Below are 23,220 nucleotides of genomic sequence, written 5' to 3'. Positions count from 1 at the left end.
CGCGCATCTCAGTCCCTCAGCGCCTTGCCGGTCAGGTGCAGGAAGACCGATTCAAGGTCGGGCCGGACGATTTCCACGGAGGTCACGGACATTCCGGCGTCCCCGGCTCCCGTCACGATGCCGGCGAGGGCGGTGGGCCCGTCGCTGACCGTGAGCTCCAGGCCGGCGCCGTCGCTGTCTACATGCTGCACGGCAGGCAGCCCGCGGAGGGCATCGGCCGCGCGTGCGGTATTGCCGCCGCCGTGAAGCTTGATCCGGTCCACGCCGCCGGTGAGCCGGATCAGCTGCTCCCGGGTGCCTTCGGCCTTGATCCGGCCCTCATCAATGATTGCGATCCGGTCGCACAGCCGCTCCGCTTCCTCCATGTAGTGGGTGGTGTACAGGACCGCCATGCCTTCCACGGAGAGTTTTTCCACGGATTCCAGGATGGCGTTGCGGGACTGCGGATCTACCCCCACTGTCGGTTCGTCCAGGATCAGGAGGGCGGGCCGGTGGAGCAGGCCGATGCCGATGTTCAACCGGCGCTTCATGCCGCCCGAGTATTTTTTGGTCAGGTCCCCTGCCCTGTCGCTCAGGCCGATCAGTTCAAGCACCTCGTTGCAGCGCCGGGTGAGTTCCTTGCCCGTCAGTCCCTGCAGCCGCCCAAAGAACAACAGGTTCTCCCGCGCGGTCAGGTCCGGGTAGATGGCCAGGTCCTGGGGGACGAGACCGATGTTCCGCTTGGCCGCGGTTTCGGTCGGGGTCATGTCCCGGCCCGCGACGCTCACCGTGCCGGAGCTGGCGGGGATCAGGCCCGCCACCATGGAGATGATGGTGGTTTTTCCGGCGCCGTTGGGGCCCAGCAGCCCGAAGGTTTCGCCGCCGCGGATATGGAACGAGACGCCGTCGACCGCGGTCAGGTCGCCGTAGCGCTTGACGAGCCCTGCAACGGCCAGGACGTCCTTGATTCGTGTCTGTACCACTTCCATCGGCGCTCCCCCATGCATCGCTGTACGCCGATGCTCTGCGCCGACGTGTCCAGACTAGCTTTCCGGCTGGACCGCCGGCGGGACAGTGCCGTTGGACCCGGGCGTGACCGGGCTCTACACGCTCGGGGCGGTCATCCGGAGGGTCAGGGCGTTGTGCTCCACGGTGACTTTCAGGTGTTGGGCCTTGCCCAGGTGGTCGCCGTCGAGCTGGAATTCCTGCTTGTGGTCGAGGGTGATTTCTGCGGATTTACCGGTGAGGTATTCCACGGACTTGTTTTTGTTGTTCTTCCGGCCGAACACGCCGGCAATCACCTTCAGCCAGCCGAATCTCCCGGCGGGGGCCAGGATCACGACGTCGAGGATGCCGTCGTCGACCTTTGCGCCGGGGAAAATTTCCACGCCGCCCATGATCTTGCCGCAATTGCCCACCATGACACTGCGGATCCGGCGGCGTACCTCAGGCTGCCCGTCGATGCTGATTTTCGCCCTCACGGGTTTCCCCGGCAGGTGCCGGATGCCGGCCTCAACGTACGCGAGCCAGCCCACCCGGTCCTTGAGCTCATCCACAGTGTTCGCCATAATGGCCGCGTCATAGCCGAGCCCGGCCATCACCAGGAAGAGCTGTTCGTCCCCAGAATGGTCCAGGACAGCCTTCACCACGTCCACGGTGGCGTCCGTGCCGTTGAGGACGTCGCGGCTGGCCGCCATCGGATCCGTGATGTCGATCCCGAGGTTGCGCGCCAGCAGGTTGCCGGTCCCCAGCGGCACGAGGCCCATCGGGGTGCCGGTGCCCGCGAGGACCTCGGCCACGCAGCGGACCGTGCCGTCGCCGCCGGCGGCAATGACGACCTCGGCTCCCGCCTCCAGGGCCTGGCGCGCCTGGCCGAGGCCGGTGTCCTCTGCGGTGGTCTCCAGCCAGAGCGGCTCGGCCCAGCCTTCGTCCTCGCACAGGCGGTGGAAGGCTGCCTTGAAGTCTTCCCCCGAGGATTTCATCGGGTTGATGATCACGGCGGCGCGCCGCGCCTGTGTTGTGCTGTCAGGCGCCGTTGTTCTTGCTGGCGCGGTTTGGCTATCAGGTGCAGGAGTGTTCTCTGACATGGCGTCCTTCGGGGCAAGGGGGCGGGAAGTGGCCCAGACTGAAATCCTAGCCGGACTCGCGGCGTAACCTCCACAGCGAACTTCCGCAGCCGGGCCCCCGATCATGGACGTTGAGCCGCCCGGTCAGTAAACTGGCCATGCTTATGTTCTGGAGCATGGCGCCCGGTGATTGATAGCCGGCCGGAACCTGTTGGGATTTCCCCGGCAGGCGCGCTCCAGGCGCGGGAAGAGGGGGCACATGACCGAACCACAGGAGAACTACTCGGCCGAGGCGGAGGCGTCCAGCATGGATCCCCATGACTGGGGCAGGGCGATGTCACTGGCGGTCACCCGGCTGGCTGAGCAGCTCGCCCCTGAGGACAGCGAGGACATCCACGCCACGCTGGTGGGCAGGGATCTGCATCTCAAGATCCGTGACGACTCCACCGGGGTCACTATCACCGTGTCGACGGCCCCGGTTCCGGACAGCGACAGCTGACTGCCAGCGACCTCCGGAGAGATCAGCGAAGACGGGATCGGCTGAGACGAGTCCTGCGGTGGCCACTGCCGCCTGACGCGCCGAACGGACCGGGCGCACCATCGGGTCAGTCCCTGCCGGTCCCCAGCACTGCGGCCAGATCGTAGCTGACCGGTTCCTCGAGCTGTCCGTAGGTGCAGGAGCGCGGATCCCGGTCCGGCCGCCACCGCACGAACTGCGTGGTGTGGCGGAACCGCTCGCCTTCCATGTGGTCGTATTTCACTTCGACGACGCGTTCCGGCCGGAGCGGGGTGAAGGAGAGGTCCTTGCCCCCGCTCCACCGGCTGCCCTCGGCATTGCGCGGCGTCCGGGCCCCCTCCTCCTGCCGGGCCCAGGCCCAGGGGTGCCCCTCGAAGCCGGTCACGAGCGGCTGGAGTTCCTCGAAGAGTTCTTTCCGCCGCTGCAGCGGAAAGGCGCCCGCGACCCCCGCGTGGGCGAGTACGCCGCCGTCGTCGTAGAGTCCCAGGAGCAGCGATCCGATCCGGTCCGGCCCGCTCGTGTGCACTCGGTATCCGGCGAGAACGCAGTCCGCGGTGCGTTCATGCTTGATCTTGAACATCGCGCGCTTGTCCGGCTGGTACGGCCCGTCCAGCGCTTTGGCGACGATCCCGTCAAGGCCTGCCCCTTCAAACTGGCGAAACCACTTCCCGGCAGTCTCCCGGTCCTCGGTCGCTGCCGTCAGATGGATCGGCGCGGCACTGCCGGCGAGGACCTGCTCCAGCGCGGCCCGCCGCTCGGCGAAGGCACGCGCGGTGAGGTCCTCGTCGTCGAGGGCCAGCAAATCGAATGCGACAAAGCTCGCCGGAGTCTGTTCGGCCAGCAGGCGGACCCTGCTCGCGGCGGGATGGATCCGCTGCTGAAGCCCGTCGAAGTCGAGCCGGTCCCCCGCGGCTCCGAGCAGGATGATCTCGCCGTCGAGCACACAGCGCGGCGGGAGGTTTAGCTTCAGGGCCTCGACGAGTTCCGGGAAGTAACGGGTAAGGGGTTTGCCGTTGCGGCTGCCGATCTCCACGTCCTCGCCGTCGCGGAAGATGATGGACCGGAAGCCGTCCCACTTCGGCTCGAACAGCATGGCTCCCTCGGGCAGGGAACTCACGGCCTTCGCCAGCATCGGCGCGATCGGGGGCATCAGCGGCAGTCGCATAGGCCCATTCTGGTCCCGCAGGCCGCTGCCCGCCAGAGCCCACCCGTAGGGCTCTCCTTGAGTCCCGGTCCACCGCATCGTGCCGGCACGCAAACCTTACCCGCCGCTTACCGCGCCGAAACGCCGCCGCAACATTGACGCAGGACACTGGAGGTGCCGGCAAGAGCAGGCACCAGCTCCAGTCCAGGAGGCCCCGTCATGGTGAAAGACGCCAAAGCCCATGTGACCCGTATCCGCGCCCTGGGCCAACTGCACCGCGGCGACGAGATCGAAGCCCGCCTGAAGGTGGGCCGCGACTACGACAACGTCGTGATCCACCGCGGCATCGTTCGGGAAACCGCACCCGGCATCGGCGTCGTGTGGATCATGGACCGGCAATCCGGACTGCGCAAGGCTATCGACACGGACGAGTGCACCCTCTGGCGCGTCGCCTGAGGCCGTCAGCCTCCTGCGACCGACTGAAGGATCAGGATCTCCTGGCCCGGCACCACTTTGGTGGCGAGGCCCTGGAGCCGGCGGATTTCATTCCCGTTGACGTATATGTTCACGTAGCGTCGGACCGCCCCGGTCTCGTCCCGCAGCCGCCTCGACAGTGCCGGGTGGTCCCCGGTCACCGAGTCCAGCACTCTCTCCACGGTCACCGCCCCGTCGGCGGGCGAAGTCAGGATGGATTGCCCGCCGGCGAGCGGCTGAAGCACGCTGGGCAGCAACACAGAGATATCAGTCATAAAAGCGCTCAGGCGTTCATGGCGGTGGCGGTCACGGCGTCCGGCACCCGCGCAGACCGCACGGCCGCGGCACGGACACACAAAACGTCGGGCAGGTGCGCAGCGATCTCGGCGAAGTGTTCGCCTTCATCGGCACTTGCGTAGACGCATCCGCCGCGCGTTCCGAAGTACACGCCGGCCGGCTCCGCGGCATCAACACACGCGGCGTCGCGGAGCACGGAGTTGAACTCGGAGTCCGGCAGTCCGTCGTCCAGCCGCTTCCACGTCCTGCCGGCGTCATCGGTCCGATGGACCGCCAGTTTGCCGTCCGGCGGGATACGCTCGCCGTCGGCTTTGAGCGGGATCACCCAGGCAGTACCCGCCCGGCGCAGGTGCGTGAGCATCACAAAGCCGAAGTCCGCGGGCAGCCCCTCGGCGATCGAATCCCAGTGCTCGGCATCGTCATCGCTGCGATAGACGCCGTGGTGGTTCTGCGCATAGAGACGGCCGGCGACGGCGGCGTCGGCCGCGATTTTGTGGACGCACTGGCCGAATTCCGGATTCGGATCGGGCATGAAGTATGCGGAGATCCCGTTGTTGCGGGGCTCCCAGGACGTGCCGCCGTCGAGCGAGCGGTAGACCCCGCCGGTACTCATGGCCACGTGCACTCTCTCGCCCGAGGGATCGACGACGATCGAGTGCGCCGCGGCGCCGCCGTAGCCGGCACCCCACTCGGTGCGGTGCGGGTGGTCCCAGAGCCCGCGATTGAGTTCGAAGTGTTCGCCGCCGTCGGTCGACTTCCAGACTGAGATCGGCTCGCAGCCGGCCCAGACCACGCCCGGGCGGGATTCGGTATCGGGATGGATCTGCCAGACGCGCTCCAAGGCGGCATCGGTGCCCTCGGGGAAACGGATGGCGCCGTGCTCGGGCTCGTTCCACGTTTTTCCCAGGTCATCGGAGTGGAAGACCGTCGGGCCCCAGTGCTCGGACCGGACGCCAACAAGGATCCGGGTCCGGCCGTCGCGGGTGTCGATGCCGATGCTGGGGATTTCGCTCATCAGGAAATGCGGGCCGGAAAGGGACCAGTCTTTGCGGTCCGGGCTGGTTGCCAGCCAGAGCCCTTTCTTGGTTCCGATCGCCAGGACGTAACTCTCTGCAGTAGCCATGGCCCCCATGCAACCACCCCGGCCCGAAGGCCGCAATGCTTTCTTGCTTCCTGTTTGTCTGCCGGGCGCGGTCAGTCCACGAATTCGGACTGCGTCTCGATGAAGTCCCAGTCGGCGTCAGTCAAGACCCCGGCCACATTGTCCGGGTGGGGGCCGCCGGCCTCCGCAATGCCCTGCAGAACCGGCAGCGGAAGTTCCGCGGCGCGCAGGTTCTCCCGCAGCCACTCCTTGCTTGCCAGATCCAGATCCAGCCACCACATGAAGATTTCCACCGCGGTCACCCTTTCCCTAGTTCTCCAACGTTAGGCCGGGTCAGGCGTGGGTTCAAGAGCCGTCGCCCAGGCCGGATCCGGGGCATAACAGCCCGGTCAGAACCTCGGCGGTCCGCTCCAGTGCGCCGGGCACGAGGGAGTAGTAGGCCCAGGTGCCCCGCTTCTCGCGGTTCAGCAGGCCTGCGTCGACGAGGATCCTCAGGTGATGGGAGACTCTGGGCTGGCCAAGGCCAAGCGGCTCGGTGAGATCGCAGACGCAGGACTCACCGCCGTCGGAGCCCTTGACGATGGATAACAGGCACAGCCGGGTTCCCGGGCGAGTTCGGCAGGAGCGGCAAACCACCCTTTCAAGCTGCGCCATAGCGCCATTCCGGGCTGACACTCACAGTCGACCAGACCGGGCGGGGGCCCTCGATAGGCTGTCGCGGCAATGTGGACGACGAAGTCCATTACTGGAACCGATTCCCGGGCGGTTTCGAAATCGACCTCCCGAGAGAGCAATTCAGAAGTCACCGCATCATTGGGGAGTCCCGCGTCGTCGTCCGGCCATCAGGAGGGCCACGAGAGTACGTCAGCGAGTACCAACTGCTGCATGCGAGGGTGTTGTCTGCACTGAACCTCTGAACGCTGCGCTGATAGAGCATCCGCTGACGAAACCTCTAACAAGCACGCGGGCTCCTACTTTCGTGCGCGAGAGCCGGGACAATGACTTCATGCGCCTCTATCTGTCGTCGTACCAGCTTGGTGACCATCCCGAAATGTTCACGGGCATGGTCCGGGGGCGTCGGCGCGGGTGGGTCATCATGAACGCTGTCGACGGGGCCGATCCTGAGGTGCGGCGGCTGGAGACAGAACGTCAGATGGTGAATCTCGAGGGCATTGGGCTCGCAGCGCGTGAGCTCGACCTTCGGGAGCACGATGCCGAGAGCCTTTCTGTGAAGTTTGGCCAACCTGACTTTCTTCGGGTTCGGGGCGGCAATGTCTTCATGCTCCGGGCGGCTCTGGCGCGATCGGGGGCCGACGCGCTCATTAAGGATCGTCTCAGAGCGGATGAACTGGTCTACGCCGGCTTCAGTGCGGGGGTGTGCGTCCTCGCCCCGAGCCTGTTGGGCCTCGAAGAATGTGACTCAACGGAGGATGCCTTGTCCATGTATGGGGCCGTCGAATTTGAGGGCCTCAGCATCCTGGATCGATCCGTCGTGCCCCACCTTGGATCTCCGGGTCACCCCGAGAGCGAGGCCCTAACCCGGGTGGCTGCCGCTTACACCCAGGAGCGCAAGCCCTATTGGGCCCTTCGCGACGGTCAGGCGTTGGTGGTCAATGGCAACAGTGTTGTGCTTCACTGAGCGATCCCCGCCGGGCTGGCCCTCGACCGTTCCCGCGAAGGCTCAACAACGACCCGGCCGGAAGGCTGCCCGGACAAGCCGTGGCCCCCCGGGAAGTAAGGCCCTGTTCAAGCCGGTGAGCCGGGGAAACAATTGACTATGTCTGCAGATAGTTTCAGCGGCACGCCGCCCCTCGTCGCCGGCGTGCTTCCAGGACAGAGTCCCGAGGTGCTGCAGACTGCCGCAGCCCTTGCCGGCCATCTCGGCGTCCCGCTGATCTGCGCGTTCGTGGACGAGGCGAGCTACCTTGTGGAGTGGGATCCGGCCCGGTCCGCGCACCGGCTTTCACTGCACCCGGAAACAGACAACGCCGAAATCAAAGCGGTGACGCAGGAGCTGCGGTCCGCCATCGGGACGGCCTGCGGCGGCCCCGGGATCAACTGGACGCTGCGGATTCTCGCCGGCGATCCGGCCCGGGCACTGGGTAGACTGGCCGCGGACACCGGGGCTGCGATGATCATCGTGGGAACTCCCGAACCGGGCCTCGGACACCGGATTAGCGCCGCACTCAACGGCTCCGTGGCCGCGTGGCTCAGCCACCACCAGGAGCGCCCGATCCTGATCGTGCCGGTCCGGGCTGCGGTCCATCACCGGACACGCCGCGGCACGTGACCGCACCGCTGGAACGGCGGCCCAGGCAGGAGAATTCGGCGGAAAAGTAAAGTGAAAGAACTTATCCGGGGTGCTGGCTTTACTCCACTACCGGCTAGTAAGCTGAAGATCGTAGGCCGCCAGGAGGCCTGCCCAACTGCTGCTCCGGAGTGCGTATCCCCCAATAACGCACTCCGGAGCTCTTTAATGTCCGGACCGCTTTCCTCAACCACCGGCCGCAGATACCCCCTCCGGGTACTTGCGTCATACCCCTAGGGGGTATATGTTGAGGGTATGAATAAGTCTGAGATCCCTGTTATGGTGCCGGCAGAGGCGGAGCATCAGCAGCACGGCTACGCCGCCAACAAAGAGGCGTACTTGCGGCGGCTCAAACGGATTGAGGGGCAGGTGCGGGGCATTGCCCGGATGGTTGACGACGACAAGTACTGCATCGACATCCTCACCCAGGTCGCCGCCGTCACCAAGGCCCTGCACGCCGTTAGCCTGGGGCTGGTGGAAGAACACATCGGTCACTGCGTCGTCGGTGCAGCGTCCGAGCCGGATCCCGCACTCCGTGCGGAAGCCATCGACTTCAAGGTCAAGGAGGCCACCGATGCCATCGGGCGCCTGCTGCGGTAGCGGCAACACCACTCACCACACGATCGGGCTGCGGAACCACCAGCAGCCCACCAACAAGGAGCAAGCCATGGACACCGTTTCTACTTCCGTCAGCGTATCCGGCATGACCTGCGGCCACTGCGTCTCCTCCGTCAGCGAAGAGCTCGAGTCCCTCGCCGGCGTCGAGAAGGTCGACGTCGACCTCAACTCCGGCGGCATCTCCACCGTCACCATCACCTCCACCGGGGCGCTGTCCTCCTCGGAGATCGGCGAAGCCGTTGCCGAAGCTGGCTACATGGTGGTGGCCAACGAAGCCTGAGCACCGTCTCCACAGACCGTCGCCAGGCAGCGCACAGCACCGGAACAGACAGGAAACACCTTGAGTAACGAACAACTGCTGGACCAGCCCGGAAGCCGCGTGATCGAACTCGACATCGAGGGCATGACCTGCGCCTCCTGCGTCGGCCGGGTCGAACGCAAGCTCGGAAAGCTCGGTGGCGTCCAGGCCTCGGTCAACCTGCCGCTCGAATCGGCCAGCGTTACCGTCCCCGGGGACATCACGGACGAGCAAATCACGGCCACGGTAGCCGCGGCCGGCTACAAAGCCACCATCCGCGGAGGTGAGCTGTCCGGGAGCGCCGCCGGTGCCGGCATGCGGCAGCATGCGTCTAAGCGAGGCACGAGCGAGCATGCCGAGCATGGCGGACCGGCGGTGCGCAGCGCCCCCCACACTGGTGACCACCCGGCGTCCGCGGCGGCAGCCAAGCTCCGCCCGCGCCTGATCGTGGCCGCGGTTCTCACGGTCCCGATCTTCCTGATTTCGATGTTCCCGGCCTTCCAGTTCGCCAACTGGGGCTGGGTGGCAGCTGCCCTGGCCTTGCCGGTGGTCAGCTGGGCGGCGTGGCCGTTCCACCGGGCTGCCGCCGTGAACGCACGGCACTTCGCCTCCACCATGGACACGCTGGTCTCCATCGGCGTGACCGCGGCGTACGTCTTCTCGGCCTGGCAGCTCATCGAGGACCCGCGGATGACCGACCACCTGCGGGGAATGGAAGGGATGGAGGGCATGGGCTCCGGCGGGCTCTACTTCGAGGTCGCCGCCGTCGTCACCACATTCCTGCTGCTGGGACGCTATCTGGAGGCCAACGCCAAGCAGAAAGCGGGCGATGCCCTCAAGGCGCTGCTGGACCTGGGTGCTAAAGACGCCACTGTGCTCCGCGACGGCAAGGAATACCAGGTGCCGGCCGGGCAGCTGGTGGTGGGCGATGTGGTTGTGGTCCGCCCCGGTGAGAAAATCGCCACTGACGGCGTCGTCGTCGAGGGTTCCTCCGCAGTCGATGCCTCCCTCGTGACGGGCGAATCGGTACCGGTGGAAGTCGGCCCGGACAGCCCCGTCACAGGCGCCACCATCAACACCTCCGGCCGGCTTCTGGTCCGCGCCACCCGCGTCGGTTCCGAGACCACCCTGGCCCAGATGGGCCGGCTGGTCTCCCAGGCGCAGACCGGCAAGGCTCCGATCGCACGCCTGGCGGACCGCATCAGCGCCGTCTTCGTCCCGGTGGTTCTCGTTATCGCCGCCCTCACCTTCGGCGCCTGGCTGCTCGCGGCAGGCCCGGTCATCAGCGATGCCGAGCTCCGCACGGCGTTCACGGCCGCCGTCGCTGTCCTGGTCATCGCGTGCCCCTGCGCGCTGGGCCTCGCCACCCCGGTGGGTCTCCTCACCGGGACCGGCCGGGGCGCCCAGCTCGGCATCCTTATCAAGGGCCCGCAGGTCCTTGAGGACACCCGGACGGTGGACACCATACTGCTGGACAAGACCGGCACCGTGACCACCGGGCACCTCTCAGTGGACGGCACCGACGCGTTCGGTTCCTTCGGTGAGTCCGAGATCCTGCGCCTCGCCGGTGCCGTGGAGGCCGCTTCCGAGCATCCCATCGCCCGCGCCATCGCCGCGGCGGCGCTCTCGGCAGAATCCGGCCAGCACGACGCCGGCCAGCTTCCCGCCGTCGCCGGCTTCCGCTCAGCACCGGGCGGCGGGGTCCGGGGCACCGTTGAGGGCCGGCTCGTGACCGCCGGCCGGACCGGCTGGCTGCAGGAGAACGGAATCGCCCTGGCTCCCGGCCGGCTGGAGATGCTCCGGCGCGCCGAGGAATCCGGCGCCACCGCCATCTGGCTTGCCGTGGACGGGGAACCGGCCGGCATCATCAGCCTGCGGGACACTCTCAAACCCGGCTCGGCCGCGGCGATCGCCCGGCTCCGGAAGCTCGGGCTCCGGCCGATCCTGTTGACCGGGGACAACGCCGCGGTGGCCGCCCAGGTGGCCGCCGCCGTCGGCATCGCTCCGGAGGACGTGTTTGCCGGCGTACTGCCGGAGGGCAAGGTCGAGGCCGTACGTCAGCTGCAGGCCGCCGGCGCCACCGTGGCCATGGCCGGCGACGGCGTGAACGACGCCGCGGCGCTGGCGCAGGCGGATCTGGGCATCGCGATGGGCTCCGGAACCGACGTCGCGATCGAAGCGGCCGACCTCACGGTCATGGGCAACGACCTCGGGCAGGTGGCCCAGGCCATCGAGCTCTCCCGCCGGACGCTCGCCACAATCAAGACCAACCTCTTCTGGGCCTTCTTCTACAACGCCGTCGGGATCCCGGTGGCGGCCCTGGGCCTGCTCAACCCGATGATCGCCGGTGCCGCGATGGCTGCCAGTTCCGTTCTGGTGGTGGCAAACTCCCTCCGGCTGCGCAGCTTCGGCAAGTAGCCGGTCCGACGGCGGATATGGGGAGCGGTGCCCATCGACAGGTTTTTTCCGGGCGCGGTAGGTTCAGGGCAATGGACCTTCCCGAGAAGCCGGGGGCCGCTGGGGATGCCGAGGATGATCGGATCCGGGTAAGGGGAGATCGCATAGCTATTTGGGGCGCAGACATTGCTCAACTCAAGACACTTGGGACGAAGCTGCAGACGGGTTCGTCGGAGATCGACAAGCAGAAGTCGCTGCTGACCAAGGTGCTCGAGGGCACCGACTGGAAAGGTCCGGACGCGGACTAGTTCCGCAGCGAGTGGAACGGCCAGCACACCGCGTCGCTGGCGAAGGTCTCGCAGGCGCTGCAGGAGGCCGGCAAGCAGGCCAGCCGCAACGCGTCCGAGCAGGAGAGCGCCTCGCGCTAGTCGGCATTTTCGTTAGTTCGTCGCGGGTTCAGGCAGCGCCAGGACACTTTAGCGCCGGGGGGACATGCCCATTCTTTGCCCCCGGGACTGGGCAGAATGGGACTATGTCCACCGGCCGGCCCGGGCGCGGGGCATGTCCGTTGGCACGGAGTCCAGTCCAGCGGGACATGCCCATTCTCTGCCCCCGGGACTGGGCAGAATGGGACTATGTCCACCGGCCGGCCCGGGCGCGGGGCATGTCCGTTGGCACGGAGTCCAGTCCGGCGGGCACGTCCCGTCCGTTGGGTATTTTCGTTGGCCTGGCCGGACGCAGGTGGCCGTTTGCGGCGCTCCTTCCCGGTTACCTGCCGCCACGCCTCCTTTCGGCCCAGGGAAGGCCCGGATTCCCGCGGGCTCGTGGTGCCGGGCGCCGAAGTAACTGGGCAGGAACGTCGCGGCCCGTCGCGTTGGGCTGGTCCGGTCCGGCTTTGGGCGGGTCCGGCGGCTTGGAATCTGGCGCTTTTCGCGCCGCGGGAGGACATGTCCATTCTTCGCACCCGGGACCGGGCACAACGGGACTGTTCCCATCCGCGCACCCCGGCGCGGGGAACGTCCCTGAGCTGTGCCCTCCCGGCCCCCGGGCCAAGACCCCCGACGAACTAACGAAAATGACCGCTAGTCGGCCCCGAGCAGGACAGCATCTTTTCGCCGCTTGGCCCGGACGCACCACGCGTCGGGCCAGCGCTTTTATGCCGGCTACGGAACGGGTTCGACGTCGTTCGCGTGGTCCAACGCCGGCGTCAGCAGGGCCGCACCGCCCGGACCGGGGGTCCGCAGCTCGTCCACCCGCACCAGCACCACCCCGCCGACGATCAGCAGCCCACCCAGGAGCTGGACGGGGCCGGGCAGTTCGCCGAGCAGCAGCCAGGCCCAGATGACCGCAAACAGGACCTCGGTGAGGGAGACAAAGGACGCCACCTTTGAACCGAGAGCACGCGCGGCCATGATGCCGGAGACGTAGGCCAGCACGGTGGCCAGTACCACCAGTCCGCCCAGGGGCACCCACCAGGGTGTGACAAACAGGCCAAGGCGAGTGTCAGCGGTGCTGAACGCCATCGGCAGCAGACCGCTTGCCGCGGCAAGCCACATCACAACGGCACCTGTCAGAAGGCCGCCGGAGGCCAGGACGATCGGCGGGAGGGTGTCGTTTTCCCTGGCGGTGATGAAGAAGTAGATGGCCAGGCAGACGGCCGCCGCCATGCCCCACAGCACACCGATGACGTCGATTTTGACCGCCCCGGTGAGGTCCAGGACCAGGACCAGGCCGCCCAGGGACAGCAGGGTTCCGGCGATGGTCAGCGGCCGCGGGCGTTTCCGGCTGGCGGCCCAGAGCCACAGCACGATGATGACCGGGGCCAAGTATTCCAACAGTAGTGCGACGCCGACCGAGAGCCTGGACACGGCGTTGAAGTAGAACAACTGACAGGCGGCGACGCCCACCAGGCCGAAGAGCAGGATGGTGAGCCAGTTGTCCTTGAGCTGGTGCCAGCGGCCGCGCAAAGCGGGAATGGCGGGGATGGCCAGGATCAACGCCGCGCCCGTCAGCCGGGCTGTGACCGCGGCACCGGGGGTCCAGCCCGTTTCCAGCAGCGCCTTGGCGAACGAACCGGACAGGCCGAAGACAGCGGAAGAGAACAGGGCAACGCCGAGGCCCGAGGCCATGAACCCCGAGGCCGCGCCGGGCGTCCCGGCACCGGACGTTGAGGCACGGTTTCCGGCAAGGTTGGTGGCCGGTACTTCGGCGGGACGGCGTGCGGCAGACACGGAGTGCCTCCTGTCAGGAGTAAAGTAGGGTTATGGTCATGACACTACGCCGCGGCCATGTAAGGAGTCAAGATGGTTTTTACCCCTGACACGGAAGTTGCCCTGCGTTCCGTGGTCAACCTCATCAACAGCGCGGCCAACGGCTTCGAACAGCTCGAATCGACGGCGGCCCTGGACCACTTCCTCAGCGCCGAAGGCTTTACCGGCTCCAGGACCCGTGACGCGGCCGAACTGGCCAGCGTGCACCGCCTCCGGGGCGAACTGGCCGAGCTCTGGCTTGCGGACGAGGGCGCCGCCGTCGACACCGTGAACCGGCTGCTGCGGGAGGCCAGAGCCCTCCCCCAACTGGTGCAACACGATGAATGGGACTGGCATCTGCACGCCACCGCCCCGGAGGCGCCGCTGGCGGACCGGATGAGCACCGAGGCGGCCATGGCTCTCGTCGACGTGATCCGCAGCAGGGAAATGGACCGGATGCTGGTGTGCGCGGCGGAGGACTGCGACGCCGTAGTGCTGGATCTCAGCCGGAACCACTCGAAACGCTATTGCGATACCGGCAACTGCGCAAACCGCGTGCATGTTGCCGCCTACCGCGCACGCAAGGCCGCCTCCTGAGCTGCCTCTTGGGCCGCCTTTTTGGGGAGAGTCACATCCATGGACTGCGGAGCGCCGCGGAGGCGCCGCGGCCGGAATTCCCCATAGACTGGAATTATTCGCGAAGCCATCAGGCCGGCGAAACCCGATCTAGGGATATACCTTCACATGGCACAGCGTCCACAGCTTCAAAAAGTCACGGCAGCACTGGGGATCACCGGAATCTTGGCAGTTGGACTGATGGGTTGTGGCGGGGGTGGCACCTCACCCGCTGCCAGCGGTACACCGGAGCCGGCCTCGCCCTCGGCCAGCTCAAGTTCAAGTGCCAACCCTGCCTCGAGCGCAACGGCATCGTCGGCTCCGGCGGCGGCAGACGGCAAGCTCACCGCTCCGGGAACGAAACTCAAGGGCGGCGAAACCGCCGTTACCCACAGCAACACGGGCAAGGACGCGGCCGACCCGAAGTATGTGGAAGCCGTTTTCACCTCCGCCCTGACCAGCGTGGTGGCCGGCACCGAGGCCGATTTGGCCAAGTTCAAGGACGCGGCCAAGTACGCCGGCCAAACCCCGTATTACGTCTCGGTTACGCACCGGATGGACAGCATCAGCAAGGCTGCCGTCAGCATCAGCGAGCCTAAAGTCACTGCCCAGCTCAAGGACGGTTCCGACGCCCAGTCGCTCATTGTCTTCGGCGCCTTCGACCAGTGCAAGAGCACACGCTTCGCAACGACGGGCACCGGTGATTCGCTGAGCCTGGTGGCGGGCAGCAGCATGGTGTCCTGCCAGGTGTTCCTGGCGCCCACCGGCGACGAAGTGAAAAGCGTCGAATATGAAGACTCCCGGTTCAACTACGCCAAGTACGGCGACAACCCCTACCTGAAGAACCCGATTTCCTGGTCCAAGTAGGAACCCGATCCCGCTGACAACCCCGGCCGCCCGGGGGCGGCCGGGGTCGGAGTGCCACTGGGAGGAAGGGGGCGACGGCATCCGCAAAGCTAGCCCGGATTTCGTTGCGGGGCGTCCCGCCGCTGTTGGTGTCGGCCGGGCCGCCGCCTGATCCGGGCATTTTCTTTAGTTCGTCGGGGGTCAGACGCAGCCCGGACCTTGTCGCTCCAGCGGGACATGCCCATTCTTCGCACCCCGGACTGGGCAAAATGACACTATGTCCGCCCGCTGCCCCCGGCGCGGAGCATGTCCCTTGGGCCGCTGTCCAGTCCGCGCGGGACATGCCCATTCTTCGCACCCGGGACTGGGCAAAATGACACTATGTCCATCCGCTGCCCCCGGCGCGGGGCATGTCCCAGAGCCCGGCCACCGCGCCCAGACCCCGACGAGCTAAAGAAAATGACCCCTAGCGGATGTCGTCGCGGGGCGTCCCGCCGCTGTTGGTGTCGGCCGGGCCGGCGCCTGATCCGGGCTGTGCCGGGCTGCCGCCGTGGCCGCCGCTCCGGGAGCTCAGGTTCACGCCGGATCCCTTGCCCAGGTGTTCGGCGTTGGGCTTGTGGCCCATCGACAGCATGGCCAGTACCACCAGAATCACGATGAAGGCGATACCCGCCGCGGTGAGGGCCAGGTCAAAACGGGGGGTTTTGGCGCTGCCGCCGGAGGCGAAAATAAGGGTGGCAACGAAAGCCACGACAGCCCAGAACGCGGAGAACATGAGTGGTCCCTTGACCGAGGTGCGCAGGCTGCGCGGTTCTCCGGATTTCTGCTGTCCCACGGTGCTTTCCTCCTGCAGCCGACGCCCGGAAGGCGTGGCAGTTGTGATGCCGCAATCGTTCTACGCAAGGTAGAACCTGTCGGTACTAGTTTACGGCCTCCGAGGAATCGCCCCGCTCATCGTGCCGCAACGACAGCCCCGCCAGCGTCCACAGCACGCCGCTGATGATGGCACCGCCGCCGGCGACGCCGAGCAGGGCGTGCGGGCCGAGGTCGACAAAGAACGGCAGCAAGACCGCTGTGCCGACGCCGATCACACCGGCGGCGATCCAGTCGCGCGCCAGCACGGACCGGCCGCGGAGTCTAACACCGAGGGACAGTTCCGCGACAGCGGCCAGGCCAAGACCCAGCGCCGCAATGATGCCGAAGACGAGATTGGAAGGGATCAGCGCGACAGCCGCGCCGGTCCCGATCAGCACAGCACCCGCGGCCGAGAGGACCTTGCCGGCGCGGGAGGTGCCGGCGAAACCGGCCTTCCTGATAGTCCAGATCAGCACCAGTCCGGTGGCCAGCAGATAGAGACCGCCGGCCCAGCCCATGCCTGCCGTCGAGGGCGACGCCCAGAACACGGTCAGCGCGCCGAAGCCGAGCGCAATGGCAGCCCGGACCAGCACCGGCTTCCAGAGGTCCGCCGCGGCGGGCGTGGCGATGGAGGCGTCAGGGGATGCGGGGAGAGTCACCCGTCCAGTTTAGTGCGAAGCCGGTCCGCTGCGCACCGGGAACTGAACCGCGGGCCGGACGGGCCAGACGGGCCAGACGGGCCGGACGGGCCAGACGGGCCGGACGGCTCAGTGCGCGCCGAGCACCATCCATCGGTCCGTCCGCGCACGGAGGCCGAGCGTTAGCGCCCGCGCCAGCATGTACCCCAGCGAGAAGGCTGCCCACAGCCAGAGCAGCCCCGCACCGCCGTCGACCCCGGAGAAACGGACTGCCAGCAGCAGCGGCAGATATAAGGCCAGATTCACGACGCCGGCGATCGCCAGGTACTTCGCGTCCCCTGCCCCGATCAGCACACCGTCGAGGACAAAAACATACCCGGCGATCGGCTGGCCGGCGGCAAGCGCCCACAGCGCCAGCGTGAGCGCCGCCCGGACCTCGGCGTCGGACGTGAACAGCAGTCCCGCCCACGGCGCCGCGACGGCCAGCAGGATCCCGGTGAACACCCCAAACCCGAGACCCCAGCGGATCATGGTGCCGGTGAGTTCGCGTGCCGCGGCCGGGCGGGCCGCACCAAGCTCCTTGCCGATCAGGGCCTGGGCCGCAATGGCCAGGGCGTCCAGGGCGAACGCCAGGAGCGTAAAGACGGTCATCGCCAGCTGGTGGGCCGCCAGGTTTACGGGCCCCTGCGCCGTGACCACCACGACCGTGGCGAGGATCCCGATGCGCAGGCTCAGCGTGCGCAGCATCAGCCAGGAGCCCACCCTGGTCAGGGCCCGGACGCCACGCCAGTCCGGCCGCAGGGAGACGCCGTGGGTGCGGGCCTTGCGCCGGACCGTCAGCACGTAGACCAGGGCCATGGCCCACTGCGCGATGCTGGTGCCGATCGCGGAGCCGGTGACGGAGAGCTGCAGCCCGTAGACCAGGACGAGGTTCAGCACGATATTCAGCGTGAAGCCGGCGGCGGCAACCACCAGCGGCGTCCGGGTGTCCTGCAGACCGCGCAAAACCCCGGTGCCCGCGAAGATCAGCAGCATCGCGACGAGTCCCGGCATGGACCAGCGCAGGTAGTCCACCGCGAAGATCCGCACCTCATCCCGGGCCCCCATCAGCTCCAGAAGCGGTTCGGCGGCAAAAAGGCCGGCAGCGGCCAGGACGAGCCCCAGCAGCAGTGCCAGCCAGACGCCGTCGCGCCCGGCCGCGAGGGCCTTGGGCAGCTGGCCGTTGCCGATCGCCCGCGCCACAGCCGGGGTGGTGGAGTAAGCGAGGAAGACCATGAGTCCCACCGCCGTATGCAGCACCGCGGAGGCCAGACCAACGCCGGCGAGCTGGGCCACGCCGAGGTGGCCCACGATCGCCGAATCCGCGAGGAGGAACATCGGTTCGGCGATCAGGGCTCCGAACGCCGGAACCGCAAGGCGCAGGATTTCCCGCCTGCGGCCTGCCGGGGACGGGAGGGTGGCGGGAGTCGGGGCGGGGGTGGGCACGGGTCTACCCTAACGGCCCTGCCGGCGCTGAACGGCTTCCGCTCCCACCCGCGTTTTCGCAGCCCGTTAGTACACTCACTTGCATGAGTAAGACTGCCGGCAATGCCGTGACCCTGCGATTCCTTGCGGCGCCTACCGACGTTGGCCATAGCGGTTCGGTCGACGCCGGCACCGTGCTCGAGTGGGTGGACAAGGCGGCCTACGCCGCCGCCGTCGGCTGGGCGAAGTCCTATTGCGTGACGGCCTATGTGGGCAACATCCACTTCGCGCATCCGGTCAACAGCGGGGACATGGTGGAAGTCGAGGCCACGATCGTTTACACGGGCCGGTCCTCGATGCACATCCGCACCGTGGTGTCCTCGGGCGACCCCAGGGGCGGCCCGGCGACGATGCGCAGCCAGTGCATGGTGATCTTCGTGGCCGTCGGCGGGGACGGTAAACCCAATCCGGTGCCGCCGTTTATGCCAACAACGCCGGAAGCAATCGAACAACGGGACCATGCGCTGGCCCGGATCAGGGTGCGCGAGGACATCGTCCAGGCCATGAACGGACAGGAATATACCGGCGCGGGCACCGCCGAGAAGGTGATTCTCCGGTTTATGGCGGCCCCCACGGATGTGAACTGGGGCGGTAAGGTGCACGGCGGCATCGTCATGAAGTGGATCGACGAAGCGGCCTACGTCTGCGCCTCGCGCTACTGCGGGATGGACACGGTGGCCGTCTTCTCCGGCGGGGTCCGGTTCTACCGGCCCTTGCTGATCGGACATGTGGTGGAGGTGGAGGCGCGGCTGGTCTACACCGGCACCAAAGGTATGCACATTGCGGTACATGTCCGCTCGGGGGATCCCAAGGGACGCGAACTGAACCTCACGACTTACTGCCTGACGGTTATGGTAGCCCGCGACGAACATGGCACCTCCGTCCCGATCCCGCAATGGGTTCCGGTATCCGGGGAGGACAAACGGCTGCACGCCCATGCCCGTGAGCTGCTGGAGATCCGCGGAAGGGCACCCGGGAACAGGCTGCCCAACCACCTGCTGCGGGCGGGTGGCCAGTAACGGCCGGAAGCGGCCTGAAGCGGCCTGCCGCTGGTCGGAAGCGGTCGGCGCTGGCCGGAAGCGGCCTGCCGCTGGTCGGCGCTTAGAAGCCGCCACCGGCGTCGGCCGCCATGTTCGCAAACCTCGAGTAGTGGCCCTGGAACGCCACCACTATGTCCTTCGTGGGACCGTTGCGGTGTTTGGCAATGAGGATGTCCGCCTCGCCGGCGCGCGGCGATTCCTTGTCATAGACGTCTTCACGGTGCAGCAGGATAACCATGTCCGCGTCCTGCTCGATGGACCCTGATTCACGAAGGTCCGAGACCATCGGGCGCTTGTCCTGGCGCTGCTCGGAGCCACGGTTCAGCTGCGAGAGAGCAATCACCGGAACCTGCAGTTCTTTGGCGAGCAGCTTCAGCGCACGCGAGAATTCGGAAACTTCCTGCTGGCGCGATTCCACCTTCTTGCCCGAGCTCATCAGCTGGAGGTAGTCGAGGATCACGAGTTTGAGGTCGTGCTGCTGCTTAAGGCGGCGGCACTTGGCGCGGATTTCCATCAGCGACATGTTGGGGCTGTCATCGATGAACAGCGGGGCGTCGTTCATCCGGCCCATGGTGGTGGCGATCTTGGACCACTGTTCGTCCTCGATGGTGCCCTTGCGGAGGTCCTGGAGGCCGATCGTGGCCTCGGCGGACAGCAGGCGCATGGCGATCTCGTTCCGGCCCATTTCCAGGGAGAACATGACGGTGGCGAGGTTGTTCTTGATCGCGGCGGAACGCGCGAAGTCCAGGGCGAAGGTGGACTTACCGACGGCCGGGCGGGCCGCGATGACAATCATCTGCCCCGGGTGCAGGCCATGGGTCAGCTCATCCAGTTCGTAGAAGCCGGTGGGCACACCCGTCAGCCCCTCGCCGCGGTGGCCGGAGGCCTCGATCTCGTCGACAGCGGATTCCATGACGTCCTTGAGGACAACGTAATCCTCGGCGGTGCGGCGTTCGGCCACGGCGTAAATCTCGGCCTGCGCCTGGTTGACCAGGTCCTCGACTTCGCCATCGGCGCCATAGCCGAGCTGGACGATCTTGGTGCCGGCGTTGACGAGGCGGCGCAGCACTGCCCGCTCGCCGACGATTTCAGCGTAATAGCCGGCGTTCGCTGCTGTCGGGACCGTCTGGATCAGCTCGTGCAGGTAGGCGGGGCCGCCAATGCGGTTGATCTCGCCCCGCTTGGTCAGTTCATCCGAGACGGTGACGGCATCGGCGGGTTCGCCGCGGCCGTAGAGGTCGATGATGGCCTCGTAGATCGTCTCGTGGGCCGGACGGTAAAAGTCCTGGCCACGCAGGATTTCGACGACGTCGGCAATGGCGTCCTTGGACAGCATCATGCCGCCAAGAACGGATTGCTCCGCGGGGATATCCTGCGGCGGCTTGCGGCTGCCTTCGGATCCCCTCGCGCCCTCGACTGAGTCCAGATGCGTAACTGACAAAACTGCCGTCCTCCATTGTGTGCCGCGGCGGATGTCCGTTCGCGGGCGACGTGTGAGCCGTGCGCCGTGGTGCCGGAGCCCTTCGAGCGTCCGGAGTCGATGGCCGTATGACGCCCATCTCCGCGAATTCCGACTGTCCTAGTCCTATCAGCGGGCTCCGACGGTTTGCCTGCAGCCCTGAGCTGCGGGTATTCCACAGCTCAGGATTCTGGAGCAGGTCCACTGGCTGCCGGGAACCTGATCGACTCGCATCATGTAACGATCCCGGGATCGTCCGGATCCACGGGTCGATCTCCAGCTACGGTAGCCGTCGATCGGGCTGGCACCAACCCGACCGGGCACCAACCCTGTGGATAAAGTGTGCACTACCGGCTCCAGCTTGTGCACAGCCTGTGGGAACACCTGTGGATAAAAAAATAGTTTGACCACGCATATGCTCCTGACCTGCGAAAACAGAGACTTCACCTTGTGGACACAGAACTATTTTGGCAAAGCTTCATCCACAGTTTGTGGGCTATAGCTGGGGATACTGGACGGAAGACGAGGCCACATTTGGGGTCAAATATGCACATTCAGTGATGGGCCTCACCGGAAAACCCCGAATTGGCGGCACCGTGGGGCGCGCTGTATACGCCGGTCCGAATATGCTGTGGATAGCGGGGATCTGGCCTAAGCTCTACCCATGGGCGATGTCTTGTTAGTCATACTGCCTGCCCTCATCCTGGCGGCAGTCCTCTGGGCGTTTGCCACGGCTCTCAGACCCCGCGATTTTGGTCTGTCCGACGCCGACCGCTATCAGCAGGAGCTGGCGGTCCGCTCCCAGGCCCACTACACGGCGCAGGTGCAGGCCGCCACCGCCGCGCGGGCCCGGGTGGACGCCGCCACCCGTCCCAGCCAGAACGAGCAGCAGCAATCACAGCAGGCCGATCATGCCAGAGCAGCGCTGCGCGCCCAGACCGGCTCCGCCCCGGCCGTGGGACAACCCGGCTATCAGGGTCCGATTTTGCCCGGCGGCCAGCTTAACCCGCAGTTTGCCCTGCAGCTTCAGTCGATGGCCCGGAGCGGCAAGAAGATCCAGGCCATCAAATTGTTGCGCCAAGCGACGCATTCGGATCTTTTGACCGCCAAGAAATATGTAGATCGGCTCTAGTTTCATGGAATCCCTGATCGTCCCCGTCCTGATACTCGCGCTCGTCGGCGCCGGCGTTCTGCTGGCCGTGCGGGCCCTTGGCCGCCGTCGTGCACCGTCCCGGCCCGACGCGCCGTCCCGGCCTGACGCGCCGCCCCAGCCGGTCCGCGACCCGGTTAGGCTTGCCCGCTCGGCCGCGGCGAGGCTCAACCAAGAGCAGCACCGGCGCCTGTACGCGCTGATCGCACAGGGGCAGGCCATGGCCGCGATCAAGCTCTACCTCGAGGCCACCGGCGACGGCCTGCGGGCCTCCCGCGACGCCGTCGGTGCGCTGGCGGCCCATCCGCAGCCCTTCCGGCCTGCAGCCCCCGAACAGGCGCCCGGCGACGACGAAGACGATGCCCCGCAGCGCTTCGCCTATCGCTACCGCGCTATCGCCAGCAAAGGCGATGTCACCCGTGAGGTCAGCAGCAACATGCTCAACGACGAGATCTACGGCAGGATCCGGACGCTGGCCAGGAGCGGCGACGCCGAGGCGGCCGCAATGGCGCTGACCCGCCACTCGGAAATCTCCCTCAAACAGGCCCGGGAGTTCATCGCCCTGCTGGACGACTGAGCCACGGGCGGCGCCGCCAAGCGCGGGTTGCTGACTGGGCAGCCCGCCGCCGTACCGCAGCCGGCAGCCTTTTCGACGAATGGTCCGCCACCCGGTGCGGGTCTCCGTCCGAGGACGCGGAGTGACTATCCTGTTTCTGCAGTCGCTCCCGGCGACCGGGCCACGTCATTGTGAATTACCGGCGCCGGAACGAAGGGATCGGACGTATGCTGCCGGCGTGATCCCTGCCGCATTTCGGAAGTCACTGGTGAGGTGCGCCTGATCGCCGTAGCCAAGTTCCGTCGCCAGCGCGGCCAGGTTGTCAGCACCTTCGGACGCGAGTGCCCGGGCGACCTCCTGGAGCCGAATGCGCCGGCTCACCCATTTGGGTCCGTGCCCCAGCGTCGACCGCAGGGCGCGCTGGATGGTGCGCTCACTCACCCCAAAGGCGTCGGCGACGGACGCACCGGACCTTGAGCGGATCCGCGATAACAATTCGGTCATGACTGCGTTTGCCAGCAGGAGCTCCTGCCCGGGAGGCCGCGCGTCGACTAGTGCGCCAATCGCCCTGTCGGCGAGCCGCGCGCGGGCTTCCGGCATCCCGGCGTCGGCGATATGACTGAGAAGACGGGACAGGCGCGGGTCAAGCTTTGGCGTGAGTGGAAGTGTTCGGTCGGCAATCTCCTGCGGGCTCAGATCGCTCAGGACGGCGAGGCCGGCAGGCCGCAGACGGATCGCGAACACCGACCCCGCCCCGCTGATCCGGCGCTTCCACGCCCGACTCTGCAGGCCGGTCACGACGAGCGGCGCCGGAACGTTGCCCTCTTCGGCCGTCAGAGTGACCGCTGGCAGGTCGATAATGCGTTGTTCAATGGATTCACCCGCTGGCAGGCTCCATTGGGCGTGCCAGTACTGGTCGACGACGGCACTTACCGCCGGGTCCGGATCGAACCAGCCTGCTCCATACCGCTTTAGATTCTGCGGGTATAGGACGCCGGAACGCTCGCCGGGCTGGATCGGACGCTGGCGACCCGTGTTGTTGGCGGTGGCGGTCATACGGCTAATTGTGACTCATGTCGGTTTTCTTC

Annotated in this window: 27 protein-coding genes; 14 read left to right on the top strand and 13 right to left on the bottom strand. The window is 66.8% G+C overall.

Annotation, left to right across the window (positions count from 1 at the left end; all coding sequences use genetic code 11):
* Nucleotides 1-8: 8 nt before the first annotated feature.
* Both AC50X6_RS05710 and AC50X6_RS05705 read right to left on the bottom strand, forming a co-directional pair.
* Nucleotides 9-968 carry an ABC transporter ATP-binding protein gene (locus AC50X6_RS05710; RefSeq protein ID WP_494965286.1) on the bottom strand — a complete coding sequence of 320 codons (960 nt, stop codon included), beginning with the start codon at nucleotides 966-968 and terminating at the stop codon, nucleotides 9-11.
* 114 nt (nucleotides 969-1,082) lie between these two features.
* A complete protein-coding gene (locus tag AC50X6_RS05705; protein WP_494965285.1) occupies nucleotides 1,083-2,066 on the bottom strand; it encodes a diacylglycerol/lipid kinase family protein in 984 nt (327 codons plus the stop codon).
* 238 nt (nucleotides 2,067-2,304) lie between these two features.
* On the opposite strand from AC50X6_RS05705, the gene AC50X6_RS05700 reads away from it, so the two are divergent.
* A complete protein-coding gene (locus AC50X6_RS05700) occupies nucleotides 2,305-2,544 on the top strand; it encodes a hypothetical protein (protein WP_494965284.1) in 240 nt (79 codons plus the stop codon).
* Nucleotides 2,545-2,650: 106 nt separating this feature from the next.
* Here AC50X6_RS05700 and AC50X6_RS05695 read toward each other — a convergent pair whose 3' ends face one another.
* Nucleotides 2,651-3,727 carry an ATP-dependent DNA ligase gene (locus AC50X6_RS05695; RefSeq protein ID WP_494965283.1) on the bottom strand — a complete coding sequence of 359 codons (1,077 nt, stop codon included), beginning with the start codon at nucleotides 3,725-3,727 and terminating at the stop codon, nucleotides 2,651-2,653.
* A 198-nt stretch (nucleotides 3,728-3,925) separates the two neighbouring features.
* Between AC50X6_RS05695 and AC50X6_RS05690 the strand changes: the two genes are divergently transcribed.
* Complete coding sequence (locus AC50X6_RS05690) at nucleotides 3,926-4,162, top strand: hypothetical protein (RefSeq protein ID WP_494965282.1); 237 nt, start codon at nucleotides 3,926-3,928, stop codon at nucleotides 4,160-4,162.
* Nucleotides 4,163-4,167: 5 nt separating this feature from the next.
* Here AC50X6_RS05690 and AC50X6_RS05685 read toward each other — a convergent pair whose 3' ends face one another.
* The 4 genes from AC50X6_RS05685 to AC50X6_RS05670 all read right to left on the bottom strand — a co-directional run bounded on the left by AC50X6_RS05685 (nucleotide 4,168) and on the right by AC50X6_RS05670 (nucleotide 6,233).
* Nucleotides 4,168-4,455, bottom strand: coding sequence for a MoaD/ThiS family protein (locus AC50X6_RS05685; protein ID WP_494965281.1), 288 nt, complete (start codon nucleotides 4,453-4,455; stop codon nucleotides 4,168-4,170).
* An 8-nt stretch (nucleotides 4,456-4,463) separates the two neighbouring features.
* On the bottom strand, nucleotides 4,464-5,609 hold the full coding sequence (locus tag AC50X6_RS05680; protein ID WP_494965280.1) for a WD40/YVTN/BNR-like repeat-containing protein: 1,146 nt from the start codon (nucleotides 5,607-5,609) through the stop codon (nucleotides 4,464-4,466).
* A gap of 62 nt (nucleotides 5,610-5,671) precedes the next feature.
* Nucleotides 5,672-5,872, bottom strand: a complete 201-nt coding sequence (locus tag AC50X6_RS05675) for a hypothetical protein (RefSeq protein WP_459319819.1) — start codon at nucleotides 5,870-5,872, stop codon at nucleotides 5,672-5,674.
* Nucleotides 5,873-5,924: 52 nt separating this feature from the next.
* A complete protein-coding gene (locus AC50X6_RS05670) occupies nucleotides 5,925-6,233 on the bottom strand; it encodes an ArsR/SmtB family transcription factor (protein WP_494965279.1) in 309 nt (102 codons plus the stop codon).
* 71 nt (nucleotides 6,234-6,304) lie between these two features.
* Here AC50X6_RS05670 and AC50X6_RS05665 point away from each other — a divergent pair, with 71 nt between their 5' ends.
* The 7 genes from AC50X6_RS05665 (at nucleotide 6,305) to AC50X6_RS05635 (ending at nucleotide 11,508) form a co-directional block, all read left to right on the top strand.
* Nucleotides 6,305-6,496, top strand: coding sequence for a YunG family protein (locus AC50X6_RS05665; RefSeq protein WP_494965278.1), 192 nt, complete (start codon nucleotides 6,305-6,307; stop codon nucleotides 6,494-6,496).
* An 89-nt stretch (nucleotides 6,497-6,585) separates the two neighbouring features.
* The gene (locus AC50X6_RS05660) at nucleotides 6,586-7,218 is read left to right on the top strand and encodes a Type 1 glutamine amidotransferase-like domain-containing protein (protein ID WP_494965277.1); all 633 of its coding nucleotides are present in this window, start codon (nucleotides 6,586-6,588) and stop codon (nucleotides 7,216-7,218) included.
* Nucleotides 7,219-7,356: 138 nt separating this feature from the next.
* Nucleotides 7,357-7,869 (top strand): universal stress protein, encoded by a 513-nt coding sequence (locus AC50X6_RS05655; RefSeq protein ID WP_494965276.1) that lies wholly within the window; start codon nucleotides 7,357-7,359, stop codon nucleotides 7,867-7,869.
* A 273-nt stretch (nucleotides 7,870-8,142) separates the two neighbouring features.
* Entirely contained in the window at nucleotides 8,143-8,487 is a 345-nt protein-coding gene (locus AC50X6_RS05650) for a metal-sensitive transcriptional regulator (RefSeq protein ID WP_494965275.1), read from the top strand.
* A 67-nt stretch (nucleotides 8,488-8,554) separates the two neighbouring features.
* Nucleotides 8,555-8,785, top strand: a complete 231-nt coding sequence (locus AC50X6_RS05645; protein WP_494965274.1) for a heavy-metal-associated domain-containing protein — start codon at nucleotides 8,555-8,557, stop codon at nucleotides 8,783-8,785.
* A gap of 123 nt (nucleotides 8,786-8,908) precedes the next feature.
* Nucleotides 8,909-11,221 (top strand): heavy metal translocating P-type ATPase, encoded by a 2,313-nt coding sequence (locus AC50X6_RS05640; protein ID WP_494965373.1) that lies wholly within the window; start codon nucleotides 8,909-8,911, stop codon nucleotides 11,219-11,221.
* Between the two features lie 71 nt (nucleotides 11,222-11,292).
* Nucleotides 11,293-11,508 carry a hypothetical protein gene (locus tag AC50X6_RS05635; protein ID WP_494965273.1) on the top strand — a complete coding sequence of 72 codons (216 nt, stop codon included), beginning with the start codon at nucleotides 11,293-11,295 and terminating at the stop codon, nucleotides 11,506-11,508.
* 855 nt (nucleotides 11,509-12,363) lie between these two features.
* Here AC50X6_RS05635 and AC50X6_RS05630 read toward each other — a convergent pair.
* Nucleotides 12,364-13,329: an EamA family transporter gene (locus AC50X6_RS05630; protein ID WP_494965372.1), complete on the bottom strand. Its 966-nt coding sequence runs from the start codon at nucleotides 13,327-13,329 to the stop codon at nucleotides 12,364-12,366.
* A 174-nt stretch (nucleotides 13,330-13,503) separates the two neighbouring features.
* Between AC50X6_RS05630 and AC50X6_RS05625 the strand changes: the two genes are divergently transcribed.
* Nucleotides 13,504-14,046 carry a CGNR zinc finger domain-containing protein gene (locus tag AC50X6_RS05625; protein ID WP_494965272.1) on the top strand — a complete coding sequence of 181 codons (543 nt, stop codon included), beginning with the start codon at nucleotides 13,504-13,506 and terminating at the stop codon, nucleotides 14,044-14,046.
* A gap of 147 nt (nucleotides 14,047-14,193) precedes the next feature.
* Entirely contained in the window at nucleotides 14,194-14,931 is a 738-nt protein-coding gene (locus AC50X6_RS05620) for a hypothetical protein (protein WP_494965271.1), read from the top strand.
* Nucleotides 14,932-15,376: 445 nt separating this feature from the next.
* On the opposite strand, the gene AC50X6_RS05615 is transcribed toward AC50X6_RS05620, so the two are convergent.
* From AC50X6_RS05615 to AC50X6_RS05605, 3 genes are all read right to left on the bottom strand, one after another.
* Nucleotides 15,377-15,745 (bottom strand): hypothetical protein, encoded by a 369-nt coding sequence (locus AC50X6_RS05615; RefSeq protein ID WP_494965270.1) that lies wholly within the window; start codon nucleotides 15,743-15,745, stop codon nucleotides 15,377-15,379.
* 85 nt (nucleotides 15,746-15,830) lie between these two features.
* A complete protein-coding gene (locus AC50X6_RS05610) occupies nucleotides 15,831-16,424 on the bottom strand; it encodes a hypothetical protein (RefSeq protein ID WP_494965269.1) in 594 nt (197 codons plus the stop codon).
* A gap of 108 nt (nucleotides 16,425-16,532) precedes the next feature.
* Nucleotides 16,533-17,888: an MATE family efflux transporter gene (locus AC50X6_RS05605; RefSeq protein WP_494965268.1), complete on the bottom strand. Its 1,356-nt coding sequence runs from the start codon at nucleotides 17,886-17,888 to the stop codon at nucleotides 16,533-16,535.
* Between the two features lie 83 nt (nucleotides 17,889-17,971).
* Here AC50X6_RS05605 and AC50X6_RS05600 point away from each other — a divergent pair, with 83 nt between their 5' ends.
* Nucleotides 17,972-18,946, top strand: a complete 975-nt coding sequence (locus tag AC50X6_RS05600) for an acyl-CoA thioesterase (RefSeq protein WP_494965267.1) — start codon at nucleotides 17,972-17,974, stop codon at nucleotides 18,944-18,946.
* 82 nt (nucleotides 18,947-19,028) lie between these two features.
* On the opposite strand, the gene dnaB is transcribed toward AC50X6_RS05600, so the two are convergent.
* Entirely contained in the window at nucleotides 19,029-20,408 is a 1,380-nt protein-coding gene (dnaB, locus tag AC50X6_RS05595; RefSeq protein ID WP_494965266.1) for a replicative DNA helicase, read from the bottom strand.
* 682 nt (nucleotides 20,409-21,090) lie between these two features.
* Here dnaB and AC50X6_RS05590 point away from each other — a divergent pair.
* Complete coding sequence (locus AC50X6_RS05590; RefSeq protein WP_494965265.1) at nucleotides 21,091-21,558, top strand: hypothetical protein; 468 nt, start codon at nucleotides 21,091-21,093, stop codon at nucleotides 21,556-21,558.
* Between the two features lie 4 nt (nucleotides 21,559-21,562).
* Nucleotides 21,563-22,153: a hypothetical protein gene (locus tag AC50X6_RS05585; protein ID WP_494965264.1), complete on the top strand. Its 591-nt coding sequence runs from the start codon at nucleotides 21,563-21,565 to the stop codon at nucleotides 22,151-22,153.
* A gap of 165 nt (nucleotides 22,154-22,318) precedes the next feature.
* Here AC50X6_RS05585 and AC50X6_RS05580 read toward each other — a convergent pair whose 3' ends face one another.
* Nucleotides 22,319-23,188: a helix-turn-helix domain-containing protein gene (locus AC50X6_RS05580; protein ID WP_494965263.1), complete on the bottom strand. Its 870-nt coding sequence runs from the start codon at nucleotides 23,186-23,188 to the stop codon at nucleotides 22,319-22,321.
* Nucleotides 23,189-23,220 lie beyond the last annotated feature (32 nt).

This window comes from Pseudarthrobacter sp. HLT1-7 (assembly GCF_059383435.1).
The sequence above is the reverse complement of the archived record's forward strand: the minus strand, read 5'-3'. Positions and strand labels throughout refer to the sequence as shown.

What these genes read in the sequence shown, in the direction of transcription:
- AC50X6_RS05710 (WP_494965286.1), bottom strand. Translation starts at nt 968, where the DNA reads ATGGAAGTGGTACAGACACGAATCAAGGACGTCCTGGCCGTTGCAGGG.
- AC50X6_RS05705 (WP_494965285.1), bottom strand. Translation starts at nt 2,066, where the DNA reads ATGTCAGAGAACACTCCTGCACCTGATAGCCAAACCGCGCCAGCAAGA.
- AC50X6_RS05700 (WP_494965284.1), top strand. Translation starts at nt 2,305, where the DNA reads ATGACCGAACCACAGGAGAACTACTCGGCCGAGGCGGAGGCGTCCAGC.
- AC50X6_RS05695 (WP_494965283.1), bottom strand. Translation starts at nt 3,727, where the DNA reads ATGCGACTGCCGCTGATGCCCCCGATCGCGCCGATGCTGGCGAAGGCC.
- AC50X6_RS05690 (WP_494965282.1), top strand. Translation starts at nt 3,926, where the DNA reads ATGGTGAAAGACGCCAAAGCCCATGTGACCCGTATCCGCGCCCTGGGC.
- AC50X6_RS05685 (WP_494965281.1), bottom strand. Translation starts at nt 4,455, where the DNA reads ATGACTGATATCTCTGTGTTGCTGCCCAGCGTGCTTCAGCCGCTCGCC.
- AC50X6_RS05680 (WP_494965280.1), bottom strand. Translation starts at nt 5,609, where the DNA reads ATGGGGGCCATGGCTACTGCAGAGAGTTACGTCCTGGCGATCGGAACC.
- AC50X6_RS05670 (WP_494965279.1), bottom strand. Translation starts at nt 6,233, where the DNA reads ATGGCGCAGCTTGAAAGGGTGGTTTGCCGCTCCTGCCGAACTCGCCCG.
- AC50X6_RS05660 (WP_494965277.1), top strand. Translation starts at nt 6,586, where the DNA reads ATGCGCCTCTATCTGTCGTCGTACCAGCTTGGTGACCATCCCGAAATG.
- AC50X6_RS05655 (WP_494965276.1), top strand. Translation starts at nt 7,357, where the DNA reads ATGTCTGCAGATAGTTTCAGCGGCACGCCGCCCCTCGTCGCCGGCGTG.
- AC50X6_RS05650 (WP_494965275.1), top strand. Translation starts at nt 8,143, where the DNA reads ATGAATAAGTCTGAGATCCCTGTTATGGTGCCGGCAGAGGCGGAGCAT.
- AC50X6_RS05645 (WP_494965274.1), top strand. Translation starts at nt 8,555, where the DNA reads ATGGACACCGTTTCTACTTCCGTCAGCGTATCCGGCATGACCTGCGGC.
- AC50X6_RS05640 (WP_494965373.1), top strand. Translation starts at nt 8,909, where the DNA reads ATGACCTGCGCCTCCTGCGTCGGCCGGGTCGAACGCAAGCTCGGAAAG.
- AC50X6_RS05635 (WP_494965273.1), top strand. Translation starts at nt 11,293, where the DNA reads ATGGACCTTCCCGAGAAGCCGGGGGCCGCTGGGGATGCCGAGGATGAT.
- AC50X6_RS05630 (WP_494965372.1), bottom strand. Translation starts at nt 13,329, where the DNA reads ATGGCCTCGGGCCTCGGCGTTGCCCTGTTCTCTTCCGCTGTCTTCGGC.
- AC50X6_RS05625 (WP_494965272.1), top strand. Translation starts at nt 13,504, where the DNA reads ATGGTTTTTACCCCTGACACGGAAGTTGCCCTGCGTTCCGTGGTCAAC.
- AC50X6_RS05620 (WP_494965271.1), top strand. Translation starts at nt 14,194, where the DNA reads ATGGCACAGCGTCCACAGCTTCAAAAAGTCACGGCAGCACTGGGGATC.
- AC50X6_RS05600 (WP_494965267.1), top strand. Translation starts at nt 17,972, where the DNA reads ATGAGTAAGACTGCCGGCAATGCCGTGACCCTGCGATTCCTTGCGGCG.
- AC50X6_RS05590 (WP_494965265.1), top strand. Translation starts at nt 21,091, where the DNA reads ATGGGCGATGTCTTGTTAGTCATACTGCCTGCCCTCATCCTGGCGGCA.
- AC50X6_RS05585 (WP_494965264.1), top strand. Translation starts at nt 21,563, where the DNA reads ATGGAATCCCTGATCGTCCCCGTCCTGATACTCGCGCTCGTCGGCGCC.
- AC50X6_RS05580 (WP_494965263.1), bottom strand. Translation starts at nt 23,188, where the DNA reads ATGACCGCCACCGCCAACAACACGGGTCGCCAGCGTCCGATCCAGCCC.